Genomic DNA, 14,034 nt, shown 5'->3' on the forward strand with positions numbered 1-14,034 from the left:
CAATATTTATTGGGTCTTCGATTACCTAGTCAAAAAAAGCATAGAGAATAGAAAGCGCACTAAAATTATAGTTAGAGAGCTGTTTAACTAATTTTTATTGTAAACTTACATGGATTAGAGGTAAAAAATAGTCAAATAAGCTATAATAAGAATAGTGGAAATTTACTAACAAGGTGGATTGAGATCAAATGGATGAAGATTTTTATAATAGTAATGATGCAAATGAGGTTAGGGAACCCGTTGCAGAATATGTTATTGAAGAACAAGCACAGCAAGTAAACTTGGAGATTCTAAGAGGGGAAGCAGGGCTCTCTAAAATAGATAAACAACAGAACAAATATGTTAACGATATATCACAAAAAGCGTCAGCAGATGAAACAACTAGATTGGTTTACAACGAAGCAGAGCAACTGTTAGATGTATTGAAGGAAGAATTGTTAACATGTGATAGTTTCGATATTGTTGTTAGTTTCATAAGAACTTCTGGATTGAGTTTGTTAGTGAGCACCCTAGATCAGCTCCAAAAAGCAGGTGTTAAAGGTAGAATTATTACCACTACATATTTAAACATTACAGAGCCAAGTGCAATGGAAACGCTGTTACAGTATCCAAATATTGAAACAAGAATTTATCAACCGCAGAGTAGTATAGATAGTTTTCATGCTAAATCTTATATTTTTTATCGCAAAAATGATGCCGATTCAATTATTTTGGGTTCTTCCAACATTTCAAAAGCAGCATTGAAATATGGAGAGGAATGGAATTTACGTACTTATGAAAAAGAATCAGATAGTGTTATCAGAACAGGTCAGTCGAGATTCGAACATCTTTGGAAGCATGATAATATTGCATGTTTGGATGAAGCTTATGTTAGTGGTTATAAAGAATATTGCCGAATTAAAGACGGGAAATCAACATATAAAGCTAGCTTTAACAATTCTCAAACGCTGGATTCAGGGGAGTTAAAGCCTAATTCAATGCAGGATGAAGCTCTGGTAAATATACAGAAATCTATGGATAATGGGCATACTAGAGGGCTTGCCATTGCGGCTACAGGAACAGGTAAAACCTATCTGGCTGCTTTTGCTGCAAAGGATATTGGAGCTAGTTCAGTTCTTTTTGTAGCACACCGCATAGAACTTTTAACAAATGCTTATCGGACATTCCAACGAGTGTTTGATGATGACTCTAAATCGTTTTCTTATTATGTAGGTGAAAAAAAGGAGTTGGCTAAATATACATTTGCATCGATGCAGACACTTGCCAAAGACTTAGAAATCATTTCAAAGAAACATTTTGATTTTGTTATTATTGATGAGTTCCACCGCGCAGCAGCTCCACAATATGAACGATTAATTGCACATTTTCAGCCTAGATTTTTGTTGGGGCTAACTGCAACGCCTGAGCGGACCGATAGGTTAAATATATATGATTTGGCAGAAAATAATGTAGTCTCTAATATACGATTGGAAGAAGCTTTAGAAAGAGAGTTGTTAGCACCTTTTCATTATTTTGGTATATCAGATAATACGGTATTAGAATTAAACGAAATATCTAGCGATGAACATGAGTTAGTTAAACAATTAAATACTAACAGACGAGTAGACTTGATATTAAAAAATATGAAGAAATATCAGTACAGTGGCGATACATTGCATGGTTTAGGTTTTTGTGTTAATAAAGAACATGCTAAATTTATGAGTGAACAATTTAATTTAAAAGGTATAAGAAGTATATGCTTAACTGGTGAAGATCAAGGCAAAAGAAGAATTGAAATGATTAAACAACTCCAAGATCCAAATAATGGCTTGCAATTTATATTTACCGTGGACATTTTTAATGAAGGTGTTGATATCCCAGAATTAAACTTAATTTTATTTTTGCGCCCTACTGAATCTGCTATTGTTTTCACACAACAATTAGGTCGAGGGTTGAGGAAATCATCAAATAAAGAATATGTCACAGTACTCGATTTTGTTGCGAATCACAGGAAAAGCTATTTAATTCCGGTGGCGTTGATGGGGAATAGTGAACGAGGTTATATAGATAAAAATAAGGTGCGATATATGATAAAGAACGATTTTAAAGAATTAAATGCTAATTTGCATATAGATCTGTCACCAATTGTAAAAGAAGAGATATTACAGACTCTTGATACAACAAGATTTAACACCGCCGATAATATTAAGTCTATATTTAAAGATTTTGATAATGTAGTTAAGCAAAGTACGAGCAGTAATCGGACAGTTCAAATACTTGATTTTGTTAAATTTGAAAACGCTCCAGAGATTAAACAATTATTGTCAAAAACTTATGGAAATATCCATGAAATAAAACAAAAAATAGGACTAGCTGATTCGATTGATATTTCCATTGTCAAAAGCAGTAAATTGACAAAGTTATTTAATAGCATCTCAAGCTTAATTCCAATTCGTAAGTTCTATGATTATATAGCTCTAGTCATTTTGTTGAAAGAGAATAAAGTTAGTTTAAAGGTTGTCCAGAACTATATCGAATACGTATACTCGATAAAAATACCAGAGACGGAAAAGGTCTCAATAGGGTTTGCAATTAATAGATTAATAAATAATAAGGTTCTAGGCCGGAGTTTTCAAACGGATACGGGAACTGTGCACTTGGACCCAGAATTATCAAAAATACTAGTAACAGATGAGTTTAATAAATTGTTAAATGATTACCTTGACTATGGGGTTCACAGTTATGATCAAGAATTTGGTAAAAAAAACCTTGTTCTTGATGACAAATTAAAGCCGTATAAAAAATATAGCAAAATAGATGTAGCGGTATTTGAGGGCTTTGGCGGTGATCTATCGACATGGAATCGAGAAGGTGTTCAATTTTATGATAAATGCTTCTATCTGTTCGTTAATATGGAGAAAGAGGGCGTTGAAAAGCATCTGGAATACAATGATTATTTTGTTGATCAAAATGAGTTCCATTGGCAATCACAAAATAATACAAGCCATAATTCTTCTCGCGGAAAAAAACTTATTAACCACAAAACGCTGGGAATACATGTAAAGTTATTTGTAAGGCGGAAGGCTAAAGAAGATGGTGTCACAGAACCATTTATTTATTTGGGCGAAGTTGACTATGTTAATAGTAATGGTGATATGCCAATGAATGTAACGTGGCGTCTTCACAAATCAATTCCTAAACAATTGTATGGTGAGCTGATATATTAAAAGTTTGAATCATATCTTGAAAGTAGATAAACTTTGAAAGGTATGATTCAAGCTTAATGGTTTTTATGAAAAGGTAAGTTTCTGTAATTTTTGAACAGCTGGAATATCAGCAGGAGCCCAAGCGAGAGATTCTAATTCAGCTGGCTTTAGCCATTTGATAGCGTGATGTTCTAGTAGTTTTGGCTCACCGTAAATTAGATGACATAAAAACGTAGTCAGGTGGACGATGCCAAATTCGTATTCATGAACAGTGTGTTCCACTTGCTCACCAATGGCTACTTTACAGTCCATTTCTTCTTGAATTTCTCGTATTAAAGCGTTTTGAGGTGTTTCGCTTGCTTCAATTTTTCCACCAGGGAATTCCCATTGTAAAGCCAAAGAAGTGTGTGCAGATCTTTGCGCGCATAGAATTTTACCATTTTGAATTATGACCGCACCTACAACATGGATATCTTTTTTCATTTAAAGTCCTCCTAAATTTCGTAGCTCTTTTTATCATAATATAAATGGTATAAATTTTCAAAGACGACTTGAGAAAGTCAGTCCAATTAATAATACTTATTACGAACCATATGAGTGTATGAATAGAATGCTTGGAATTGGAGAGTCTGTCACAAATTCTACATCCAAAAAACATAAGATCCGTGCTATACTAAATCATGTGAACATATAAACAAAGGAGCCTCCCAAAAATGAAAAAAACCGCACTGGTATGTATCGCATTGCTGTCCCTTGTTTTAACAGCGTGCACCCAGCCAACCGACCAACCTACTAAACCAAATATTTCCCCAAAAATTACAAAGAATAAGCCTCTAACCATCTACCAAGCCACCGACATTCACTATCTCTCAAACACGCTCACTGATGGCAAAAAAGCCTTCAAAACCTTTCTCGCAACGGGCGACGGTAAACAACAGAACTACATCACCGAAATCACAGACGCTTTTGTCGATGATGTGAAGGCGCAAAAACCGGATGTTCTTGTTCTCAGCGGCGATATTACGAACAATGGCGAGAAAGTGAGTCATCAGGAAATGGCGGAGAAATTGGCGGACATCGAGAAATCAGGCGTCCAAACTTTTGTTATTCCGGGGAATCATGATGTTTTGAATCCTTATGCGCGAAAGTTTGAAGGGGATAAGCAGATGAAGGCGGAGGATATTACGCCGGATGAGTTTGCTTCGATTTATCATTATTCGGGTTATGATGAAGCTGTGATGCGGGATGATTCAACGCTTAGTTATCTGGTGGCGCCGTCAGAGGATGTGTGGCTTTTGATGGTGGACACGGCGGATTATGAGAATAATAAGCGTTTTGGTGCGCCGGAGACGAATGGATATATTAGTACGCAGACGTTTGCGTGGATTCAAAAGTGTATTGATTTGGCGAAGGAGCATGATGCGGAGCTTGTTACGGTGACGCATCATAATTTGTTGGACCACAGTGAGCTGTTGACGAAGGGTTTCACGATTGTGCAGAACAAGGAAGCGGTGTCGCTTTTTGCGAAGAATGATATTGCGCTGAATCTGAGTGGGCATGTGCACATTCAGGATATTCGGTCGGAAACGGCGCATGATTGCACGATTTATGATGTCGCGACGAGCTCGATGGCAATGTATCCGCAACAGTATGGCGTCGTGAATTATACACCGAATCAGGGGCTAGCTTACAAGACGCAACGTGTAGATGTTGAAAAATATGCTCGGAAAATCAACTCGAAGGACCCGAATTTGCTTCATTTTCAGCAGTATTCGAAGGCTTATTTTGGACAATTTAGCTATACGAAGGCACTCAGTGATTTGTTTCAAAAAGGGATGTATAATCCAGATGATGTGGAGGAAATGGCAAAAACGATGGAACAGGTCAATTTTGCGTATTTCACTGGGGATAAGCGTTTTTTGAATGGTGTAGAGAAGACGCCGGGCTACGCGTTGTGGCAAAAGGCGGATAGTGAAATGATGACGGAGTATATTGATTATATCGTAGCCCATAAGTCGAAAAATGACCTCACGTTGGAAATTCCGAAACGTTAGATAATGGTCAACAGTGATATGTCATGCTATACTTAGTGAGAATGATTATCACTAGGAGGATTATCGATGGCTAAAAATATATCAGAAATTATAATGGAGCGCCGTAGTATCAAGCAGGTAGATGAGACGCCAATCGAACGAAGCGTTATTAATGACATTTTGGAGAAATCGGCTTTTGCGCCATTTCATAGTAAAATTGAGCCTTGGCATGTAGCGGTTTTATCGACGGAATCGGAGAAGCGCCGTTTTGTGGAGGCGATTGTAAATTCAATGGAACGGATGCAAGGTGAGCCATTGACGCATGAACGGCGAGAGCAGATTCGGGTTGGGAATGAGCGTAAGATTGTGGCACCGCCTTATACGTTGATTGTGACGACAGACATTATTGGGAGTGGCAAGAAGGATTTTGAGGCGATTGCTGCGACGAGCGCATTGATTCAGAATATCCAACTTTTGGCCTGGGAAGCTGGTCTTGGTGTGCTTTGGCGGACGAATAATTTTATTTTTGATTCGGGCGTTGTGACGGAACTGGGCCTAGATGGACAGCAAATTATTGGCTGTTTGCAGATTACTCGCATCAATGAAATTCCAGATGCGAAGCCGCGCCGGGCAATGAGTGAGTGGGTTAAAGATTTAGGTGAATAATGAAAAAATAGGGCTCTAGTCATGCATCACTTGGCTAGGGCTTTTTTGTCATTTTGTGCTATAATAGTTGTGTGATTAGTTTGAAAACTAGGAGGGATTCTGATCGTTAATTATCAGGGGAAAAAATTCGCAGTTGTCGAGAACTCGGGAAATGGCGAGGTGTCTGAAAACACGGTTTTTCATTATTTTCAAGATGGGGACGTTATTTCGGGGACTTACGAGGGTGGCGAGATTGCGCGTGGGACACTGATTGGTGTGGTGCATAAGGATGGCTCAATTGATTTTCGCTACAACCATGTAAGCGTGAACAAGCGAATTCGAAGCGGGACGTGCCACTCGACACCAGAATTTTTACCAGATGGGAAACTTCGGATGCATGAAAAATGGCAGTGGAATGGGCTGGAGAGAGACTCTGGAACATCGATTGTGGAAGAGATATGAGGATAATTACTGCTCCTTTTTGAGGGGCTTTTTATAGCGAATCGACACGATTTGACTCGATTATGATCGATATGATACAATTTGGTTGTTCAAAATAAAATGAAAAAGGAGTATGAATATGAAAAAGAAAATTGTTAGTTCTATGGTTGCGCTACTATTGGTTTTTATTCTACCGATATCTGTACTCGCAGCATCTGTGAATGGATCGTATAATTTTAAAGGTGGGTTGTAAATGTGAAGCTTTGAGATGGTAGCTGGGAATGCTTATTCTCAGACATAAAAAGTGAATTAGTGTAGAGAAATCAGTCACTTATTTCTTATTTTAATATGTAGGCGGGGATCTTGTCATGCTGCTGGTAGATAGGTAGTTATTGAAATTTTGCAATTGACGCTACTTAATCTTAATGTTTAGTGGGAAACGTATATCACTGTCGTCATAGTATAAGGATTATTAAAAGAAGGGGCGTTTAGCATGAGAAAAAATTATTTTATTAAAGGCATAACGGTAATAACAATGAGAATGTTGAGGGAATTAATACAGATGTGAAGCTAGAATCAGAAGTATTATCTGATAATTTTGATTTAGAAAAGGCAGTTGCAGAAATACCTTCAGTTTCAGAAATGACTAAGGAGGAGCGCGCTTTATTTGAAAGCATTGTAGAGGAACAAGCTGAGTTATCTGGAATTGAAGATTTGACAGTTATGGAAGATGCATTGACAGACTTTTTCGATGCTAATTCAGAAACGTATAATGATATAGAAGCATCTCAACAAGATTTTGATAATCGCTTACAAGAATCTGAGGATGAGGATATTATTTCTATATACAAAAATGATGTATTGCAAACACTAGCTCCCAAAAAAGTAGAAGCGTTTCAAGTAAGAATAAGTGTGAGGTGGGTCGGAGCTATACTTAATACAGCGATTGGCTTTGTAGTCGGTGGTGGTGTTGGTGCAATACAATCGTTTATCATTAAAAAAGGGAAGAGAGAAGCAAAAAAACTTTTTTCACGGACCGTTGTAAGTAGACTAAAGGCATGGGGGGCTAAAAAATTAGCTGTGTCAGTAGGAGTAGCAGTTACAGTTGCACTCAATTACTTAGATATTGGAACACAGATAGCAAAACAACTAGACAAAAGGGATAAGCGGCCGAACAATGGTTATGTAGATATATACTAATGCAAGAGGTGATTTTTTGAGAACTGGGCTGAAGTATGCTGTATTACTTATTTGGTTAACAGTGTCCATGTATTATTATTATGAAATCTTTCCAAGAACTATTTTATGGTTTATTATAAGTATTCCAGTAGTAGGTTTAGGGTGCCTAGTAATAATAAGTTTATTTGAAAAAAGCAAGTCGAATAAATAAACCAAAAAAATTTGGCACATTTAGAGTGGAAAAACAAATAATATTTTTCGAAAAGTATAGTTTTTTGAAGAGGCAGTTGAATCTCTGATTAAGTTTAAGTATTGCAATTGCCTTATTTATGTAGTCGAATCAGCGGAAAGTGGGGACATAATGCTAGAAATCAAAAATCTAAACAAGAAATACAAACACCAAACTATCCTCTCAAACTTTAGTATGAAACGTGATTCTAATGGGATTATTTTTTTTCTTGGGGAAGAACGGTGCGGGGAAAACGACCTTTTTTAACTGTATTATGGGATTTGAGGATTTTCAAGGCGAGATTGTGAAGCCTGAACGTATTGCGACGGTCCTTGATGAGTCATATTTATATGATAATTTGAATGGAATTGATAATATTTTCTTACTGATTGGGCGTAATTTGTTACAGGAAGAAAAGGCATTTTTGCAGGAATACATAGATGGAAATGTTTTAAAGAGAAAGGTTAGATCGTATTCGTTAGGACAGAAAAAGATTTTGTCTATCCTTATTGCTTTATTTACAAGGCCAGAAATGCTTATCTTAGACGAGGTTTCAAATGGATTAGATCATGAGACGGGAAAATTGATTAAGAGTCTAATGTTGTCTTGTAAAAATGAAATGCTTATTTTAGTATGCGGACATCAGTTTGAGTTTTATAATCGAATCTTGGATGAGGTTTTTGTAATTAATGATACGGAGTTAGTTCAGGTAGATAGAAATGAGTTTACAGATTTGGAGCAAGTTTATGAAAAGTATGTGGGATAGTGTTAGGGCACAATTATTTTATCAGTGGAAGGCTAGATACATCATTTTACTGTTTGTATTTCTTGTTATTTTATCTATTTTTTCGAGTTATGCGCAGTATAGTTCGCTTCAGCAAAAAGAAGATAGATTTGATGCAACGATGGAACTGTACGCAAATGATGGTATTACGCTGAAGCAGGCGCTTGCGGAGGACTTAGATATTAAGAAGGATGGGAATTCAGAGGAGATTAGTAATGTTTTGAAATATGATTATTATCGGGTGATTGCGGCTAAAGTTGCATTAAATCCGTTGAATGCGCCGAATCAAATTTTTACATCGATTGCGATTTTGTTTTTGCCACTTATTTTTGGAATTTATAGTTGTCATGTTGCTTTTTTTGATTTTAAGTATGGGACATTTAAGGGGCAACTATTATTGAGAGGACATCGTTTGTTCTTTATTAGCAAACTTTTATCAGTTATGATTATGGCTGCTGGCACGGTTTTTCTTACTGCATTTCTTTCAATAGGAACGCAATATTTGTTTAATATGGTGATGGGAATTAGGCCGGATATGCGTGTGAATTATTTGGGGGAGTTGCCATTACAAGTTGTATATCAAGTGGTGGTTTTGATTTTGTTTGGAATCTTTTTCTTCCTGTTAACAAGCGCATTACGATCGACTTTGATTAGTATTGTTGTGCTATTTGTATACATGCTAATCGTACCGAATTTGGGCGGCTATGACCTGAAAAATTTGATGTTGCTTACTGTACCTAAAATTTATAATACTTCGGCTTCGACCATGGATGTTGTATCGGGAGAAAATACGAATTTGATGTTAGGTTATTTGGTTGCGGCTGTTATGCTGGGCTTGTTTACTTTTTATGTGTATAAAAGGGATAAGAAGAGGCTCTGTCCTAAACTTTGATTGATAGTAAATTGTGAAGGAGCAATCAGCATGGAGATAACATATGATCCGTTTATTATTATTATTTTAGCAATTGCGATATTGGTCGTGATGGCGATAACTTTGAGATTTCTTTTACAAGGGAAAAAGTTGGATAGTTATTATTTTGCAACGGCTTTGCTCGGAGTCTATCTAGTATTTTTGATTAAGTTCGTGATTTTTCCGTTTACGATTTTTGAGAATTTGTTGGATGCAGGTAGCTATGCAGTGACTGACTACATAAATGTGGTGCCATTTAAGCAACTAATCGATGGGTCGATGGCGGACTGGCACCAGGCTGTTGGTAATGTGTTGCTATTGTTCCCACTTGGGATTTATATAGGTGTGCTGAAAGGAAACCTATATTTCGGAAAATTTATTTGTATAGGTTTGCTTATTTCACTCATGATTGAATCGGTACAATTATTTTTGGATATCGTGTTTATTTATCCGAATCATTTTATGGATGTGACAGATGTTATTTTGAATGTGAGCGGGTTTACTTTGGCTTATTTCGTCAGTAGAACGGAAATTGTACGAAAAATGTATCCGATGAAAAATGATATGTAATAACCTATATCTAATGGTTCTTCATCGTTTTGTGAAAAACCTAACTAATCTAAAAAAACGAAATATTTGTTGACATCTGATTTTAGAGATGGTAAGATACATCCAATCATAAAAATTATACAGTCCTTATTGAGAGTTGGGGGAGGAACCTGGTCCTTTGATCCCACAGCAACCTCTAGTAATAGAACGGTGCTAATTCCAGCAGGTGTGCGCTTTTGGCCTGGCAAATGGGGAGAAGAGGAATCTCTTTTCCAAATTGGAAGGGAGGTTCTTTTTTGTTTTAATTCATAGTAAATACATCGGAAATATATGATTTGGAAGGGGAGTGAGGATGAGATGAGTCGAATCGTGATTTTGTCTGGTAGTCCATCAGTGCAATCGGGAACGGATAAGGTTTTGCGATATGCAGGTGGGATTTTACAGGAGGATGGAATGGAGGTTCGCTTTCACTCTGTGCGTGATTTTGCTGCAGAAACATTGGTGAGCGCGAATTTTAAAGATGTGCAAATCGGGGAATTGGTCGCAGATATAGAGGCGGCGGACGGCGTGATTGTGGGGTCACCGGTCTATAAAGCGTCGTATACTGGGGTTTTGAAGGCGGTTTTGGATTTATTGCCGGAAAGTATTTTGAAAAATAAGGTTGTTCTACCAATTATGTCTGGTGGGAGCAGTGGGCATGTGTTGGCGATTGATTTTGCGCTTAAGCCGTTGCTTGGTGTTTTGAAAGGTGAAGTTTTGCAAGGGGTTTATGTAGTGGATGCACAATTGGATAAGGGGGCGGTTATGCCAATTCGAGATGTGTTGCTGGATGAGCGATTGCGCGGGCAGTTGACGGAATTGGTCGTTGCGGTCGGTAGGCGTGAGATTGGACAAATTAGTTAAAAGGGGATGAACGGGATGACGGAAAAGTTAGCGATTGTCGTATGGGCGAAACGGGGCTGTGATTATTGTGCGGAGGTTAAGGATTATTTGACGAAGGAAGGGCTTGATTTTCAGGTGGTGGATGTTACAGATCATGATGAGCAACGGGAAATTTTACAGGCGAAGTATGGAGTGCGCTATGTTCCAGTGGTTGAAATTGGTCGGGGGCATACATATCGGGGTGTGACGGAGCTCGGATTGCCGGCATTGGAAAAGGCTTTGAGGGAGGCGGAGAAATGGGATTTAGACTCAGTTTATTAGATCAGAGCCCGATTGAGGATGGAAAAAGTGCATATCAGGCGTTGCAGCAAACCATTGCACTAGCGGAAAAGGCTGAAGAATGGGGGTATCATAGGTTTTGGGTTTCGGAGCATCATGATACGAAGTTGCTGGCTGGTGTTTCGCCGGAGGTTTTAGTCTCGCATCTGTTAGCTCGGACATCACGGATTCGGGTTGGCTCGGGTGGCGTGATGTTGCAGCATTATAGTGCATACAAAGTGGCGGAGAACTTTAATTTGTTAGCTACTTTAGCGCCAAATCGAGTGGATTTAGGTGTTGGGAAGGCACCTGGTGGCTTGCCGCTCTCGACGAAGGCTTTGCAATTTGGGCGGTCAGAAAAAACGGATTTTGAGGAACAGTTGGTGCTTTTGAAGCAGTTTGTGGATGGAGAATTGCCTGTTGATCATGTGTTGGCGGGAGTTGGTGTTGATCCTGAGCCACCTACGAAACCGGATATTTTCTTGCTTGGTGCGAGTGTGGCCAGTGCGGAATTGGCGGATACACAGGGTGTGAATTATTGTTTTGCGAAATTTATTAATAGTGATGAAAGGGTTCTACAAGAAGCGGTGACGGCGTATCGGAGGAGGAGTCCGAATGGCGAGTTGATTATTGCAGTTCCAGCTTTAGCAGCGGATACGGAAGAAGAGGCACAGACGCTTGCAGGCGAGCAAAAAGTAGTGCGAGTAACACTATCAACGGGTGTTTCAGTGACTTTACAGACGGTGGCACAGGCGGAGGAATTTGCGAGACAGGCTGGTGTCACTGATTTTAAAGTAGAGGAGTGTGTTGCGGATATTATTGTCGGTACGGCGCAACAGGTGAAGGCGGAATTAGTGCGATTGCGGGCGACGTTTGATGTGGATGAGTTTGTGATTCATACGCCGATTGCAAGACAGGATGTGCGATTTCGGTCGGTGCAGTTGATTAGTGAGGCGATTTTGACAGCGAATGTGTGAAAGGGAAGGGGAAATGAGGAATGGGAAAAATAAAATTTGGTTTGATGTTACATGGTCCTGGTGGGCACATGAACGCGTGGAAACATGAGAGTGTGCCGGTGGATGCGAGTGTGAATTTTGAATTTTATAAGGAACAGGCTTTGAAGGCGGAGGAGGCTGGTTTTGCGCTTGCGTTTGTTGCGGATGGGCTGTTTATTAATGAGAAGTCGATACCGCATTTTTTGAACCGATTCGAGCCTTTGACAGTGCTTTCGGGCTTGGCAGCGGTGACTTCACGGATCGGACTAGTTGGCACGCTTTCGACATCTTATAGTGAGCCTTATACGGTGGCGCGGCAGTTCGGGTCGCTGGATTTGATTAGTAATGGTCGGGCTGGATGGAATGCGGTGACTTCACCTCTTGAGGGTTCGGCGAATAATTATAGTAAGAAGACGCACCCAGAACATGCGTTGCGTTATGAGATTGCGGTGGAGCATTTAGAGGTTGTGAAGGGGCTTTGGGATTCTTGGGAGGATGATGCATTTATACGGAATCCGGAATCGGGGCAGTTTTTTAATCCTGAAAAGTTGCATCGATTGAATCATCAGGGACAGTTTTTCTCTGTGGAGGGACCACTAAATATTGGGCGTTCGAAGCAGGGACAGCCGGTTATTTTTCAAGCGGGTGCGTCGGAACCTGGGAAGGACTTGGCTGCTAAGGATGCAGATGCAGTATTTACGAATGGCGGATCGCTTGAGGAGGCGCAGGTTTTTTATGCAGATGTGAAAGCGCGGACGGTGGCAAATGGTCGAGCGGCGGATGAGATTAAAATTTTTCCTGGGTTTGCGCCGATTATTGGTGAGACACAGGAGGAGGCGGATGCGAAATATGAGAAGATTAAGAATTTAGTTTCGGATGAGGAAGCAATCGCGTATCTTGGTCGTTTTTTTGATCATTTTGATTTTGGGAAGTTTCCACTGGATGAGCCATTTCCTGATATCGGGACGGTTGGTGAAAATAGTTTTCGGGCGACGACGCAGAAAATCAAGGCGGATGCAAAGCGTGAGAGTTTGACGTTACGCGAGGTAGCGCTTCGGGTGACGACACCAAAATCGGCGTTTGTAAGCACGCCGGAGAAGGTTGCGGATGAGTTAATCGCTTGGTTTGATAGCAACGCCGCGGATGGTTTTATTTTTGGAGCGCCAGTTTTGGGAGAAGGGCTGGATGATTTTGTTGCAAAAGTGATTCCAATTTTGGAGGCGCGTGGGTATTATGATCGGAAATATGAGAGTGACACGCTACGTGGGAACTTGGGCTTGCGGTTTAAGGAGAATCGCTATGCAAGTAAAGTTGAAGCGCAAAATTAAGGAGGTATTTTTGTGGGGGATGTTATTCGATTAGCTACGTTGAATGATGCGGTGGTCGTGCATGATGTCTCAATTCGTGGATATAAGCCACTGAAGGATATGGATATCAAATTTGTTGGGGCAACGGCGGACTTGGCAACGGTAGAAGAAAATATTAGGCGCAATGCGAATTATGTGTTGGAGCGGGATGGTCGGATTATTGCTACAGTGACAGTTGCTTTCCCTTGGGCTTTAGGTGAGCGTTCAATTCAGCCATATCCATTTATTTGGTGGTTTGCGGTTGATCCGGATTTTAAGCGACAAGGGGTTGGGACGGCACTTCTGGATTATGTGGAGGAACAGGTTTTAGTAGCGCAAATTAAGGCTCCGGCTGTTTACTTAGCGACGGCGACGCGGCATCCTTGGCTTGTTTCGATTTATGAGCGACGCGGATATGTTGGGTTTTATGAGCACGAGTATGAAGGAGATAATATTATTTTCTTACGCAAAATTTTGGATGAGTCGTTGTTTGCTGAACTTGGAAATGTGGATGTGCTTGTTAATTCGAAATAAGGGG

The 14,034-nt window shown here is 39.6% G+C and carries 14 protein-coding genes and 1 riboswitch; of the genes, 13 read left to right on the forward strand and 1 reads right to left on the reverse strand.

Annotation, left to right across the window (positions count from 1 at the left end):
* The first annotated feature begins 188 nt into the window (after nt 1-188).
* On the forward strand, nt 189-3,206 hold the full coding sequence (locus R8925_RS05050) for a DUF3427 domain-containing protein (RefSeq protein WP_430534823.1): 3,018 nt from the start codon (nt 189-191) through the stop codon (nt 3,204-3,206).
* Between the two features lie 63 nt (nt 3,207-3,269).
* On the opposite strand, the gene R8925_RS05055 is transcribed toward R8925_RS05050, so the two are convergent.
* Nucleotides 3,270-3,668: a (deoxy)nucleoside triphosphate pyrophosphohydrolase gene (locus R8925_RS05055; protein ID WP_430534824.1), complete on the reverse strand. Its 399-nt coding sequence runs from the start codon at nt 3,666-3,668 to the stop codon at nt 3,270-3,272.
* A 230-nt stretch (nt 3,669-3,898) separates the two neighbouring features.
* On the opposite strand from R8925_RS05055, the gene R8925_RS05060 reads away from it, so the two are divergent.
* The 12 genes from R8925_RS05060 (at nt 3,899) to R8925_RS05115 (ending at nt 14,030) form a co-directional block, all read left to right on the forward strand.
* Nucleotides 3,899-5,239 (forward strand): metallophosphoesterase, encoded by a 1,341-nt coding sequence (locus R8925_RS05060; protein ID WP_430534825.1) that lies wholly within the window; start codon nt 3,899-3,901, stop codon nt 5,237-5,239.
* Between the two features lie 66 nt (nt 5,240-5,305).
* Nucleotides 5,306-5,884: a nitroreductase family protein gene (locus R8925_RS05065; protein WP_430534826.1), complete on the forward strand. Its 579-nt coding sequence runs from the start codon at nt 5,306-5,308 to the stop codon at nt 5,882-5,884.
* Nucleotides 5,885-5,986: 102 nt separating this feature from the next.
* Nucleotides 5,987-6,325, forward strand: coding sequence for an avidin-fold protein (locus tag R8925_RS05070; protein ID WP_036073930.1), 339 nt, complete (start codon nt 5,987-5,989; stop codon nt 6,323-6,325).
* Nucleotides 6,326-6,868: 543 nt separating this feature from the next.
* Entirely contained in the window at nt 6,869-7,504 is a 636-nt protein-coding gene (locus tag R8925_RS05075; protein ID WP_430534828.1) for a hypothetical protein, read from the forward strand.
* 419 nt (nt 7,505-7,923) lie between these two features.
* The gene (locus R8925_RS05080; protein WP_430534829.1) at nt 7,924-8,478 is read left to right on the forward strand and encodes an ATP-binding cassette domain-containing protein; all 555 of its coding nucleotides are present in this window, start codon (nt 7,924-7,926) and stop codon (nt 8,476-8,478) included.
* Nucleotides 8,459-9,388, forward strand: a complete 930-nt coding sequence (locus R8925_RS05085; RefSeq protein ID WP_430534830.1) for an ABC transporter permease — start codon at nt 8,459-8,461, stop codon at nt 9,386-9,388. The genes R8925_RS05080 and R8925_RS05085 overlap by 20 nt, the downstream gene beginning before the upstream one ends.
* A 30-nt stretch (nt 9,389-9,418) precedes the next feature.
* On the forward strand, nt 9,419-9,976 hold the full coding sequence (locus R8925_RS05090) for a VanZ family protein (RefSeq protein ID WP_430534831.1): 558 nt from the start codon (nt 9,419-9,421) through the stop codon (nt 9,974-9,976).
* 123 nt (nt 9,977-10,099) lie between these two features.
* A riboswitch (SAM riboswitch) is annotated at nt 10,100-10,210 on the forward strand.
* A 102-nt stretch (nt 10,211-10,312) separates the two neighbouring features.
* Nucleotides 10,313-10,858, forward strand: coding sequence for an NADPH-dependent FMN reductase (ssuE, locus tag R8925_RS05095; protein ID WP_430534832.1), 546 nt, complete (start codon nt 10,313-10,315; stop codon nt 10,856-10,858).
* A 15-nt stretch (nt 10,859-10,873) separates the two neighbouring features.
* Nucleotides 10,874-11,158, forward strand: a complete 285-nt coding sequence (locus R8925_RS05100) for a glutaredoxin family protein (RefSeq protein WP_430534833.1) — start codon at nt 10,874-10,876, stop codon at nt 11,156-11,158.
* Nucleotides 11,134-12,132: an LLM class flavin-dependent oxidoreductase gene (locus R8925_RS05105; RefSeq protein WP_430534834.1), complete on the forward strand. Its 999-nt coding sequence runs from the start codon at nt 11,134-11,136 to the stop codon at nt 12,130-12,132. The genes R8925_RS05100 and R8925_RS05105 overlap by 25 nt, the downstream gene beginning before the upstream one ends.
* Nucleotides 12,133-12,152: 20 nt before the next feature.
* Nucleotides 12,153-13,478, forward strand: a complete 1,326-nt coding sequence (locus R8925_RS05110; protein WP_430534835.1) for an LLM class flavin-dependent oxidoreductase — start codon at nt 12,153-12,155, stop codon at nt 13,476-13,478.
* A gap of 12 nt (nt 13,479-13,490) precedes the next feature.
* Nucleotides 13,491-14,030, forward strand: coding sequence for a GNAT family N-acetyltransferase (locus tag R8925_RS05115; protein WP_430534836.1), 540 nt, complete (start codon nt 13,491-13,493; stop codon nt 14,028-14,030).
* The last annotated feature ends 4 nt before the right edge of the window (nt 14,031-14,034 follow it).

Source organism: Listeria rocourtiae subsp. hofi (assembly GCF_963575615.1).
GTDB classification, from domain to species: Bacteria; Bacillota; Bacilli; order Lactobacillales; family Listeriaceae; genus Listeria_A; species Listeria_A hofi.

Bases quoted from the DNA above. Each gene is read 5' to 3' on its own strand.
- R8925_RS05110 (WP_430534835.1), top strand. From the start codon at position 12,153: ATGGGAAAAATAAAATTTGGTTTGATGTTACATGGTCCTGGTGGGCAC.
- ssuE (WP_430534832.1), top strand. From the start codon at position 10,313: ATGAGTCGAATCGTGATTTTGTCTGGTAGTCCATCAGTGCAATCGGGA.
- R8925_RS05080 (WP_430534829.1), top strand. From the start codon at position 7,924: ATGGGATTATTTTTTTTCTTGGGGAAGAACGGTGCGGGGAAAACGACC.
- R8925_RS05085 (WP_430534830.1), top strand. From the start codon at position 8,459: ATGAAAAGTATGTGGGATAGTGTTAGGGCACAATTATTTTATCAGTGG.
- R8925_RS05050 (WP_430534823.1), top strand. From the start codon at position 189: ATGGATGAAGATTTTTATAATAGTAATGATGCAAATGAGGTTAGGGAA.
- R8925_RS05090 (WP_430534831.1), top strand. From the start codon at position 9,419: ATGGAGATAACATATGATCCGTTTATTATTATTATTTTAGCAATTGCG.
- R8925_RS05060 (WP_430534825.1), top strand. From the start codon at position 3,899: ATGAAAAAAACCGCACTGGTATGTATCGCATTGCTGTCCCTTGTTTTA.
- R8925_RS05105 (WP_430534834.1), top strand. From the start codon at position 11,134: ATGGGATTTAGACTCAGTTTATTAGATCAGAGCCCGATTGAGGATGGA.
- R8925_RS05065 (WP_430534826.1), top strand. From the start codon at position 5,306: ATGGCTAAAAATATATCAGAAATTATAATGGAGCGCCGTAGTATCAAG.
- R8925_RS05055 (WP_430534824.1), bottom strand. From the start codon at position 3,668: ATGAAAAAAGATATCCATGTTGTAGGTGCGGTCATAATTCAAAATGGT.
- R8925_RS05100 (WP_430534833.1), top strand. From the start codon at position 10,874: ATGACGGAAAAGTTAGCGATTGTCGTATGGGCGAAACGGGGCTGTGAT.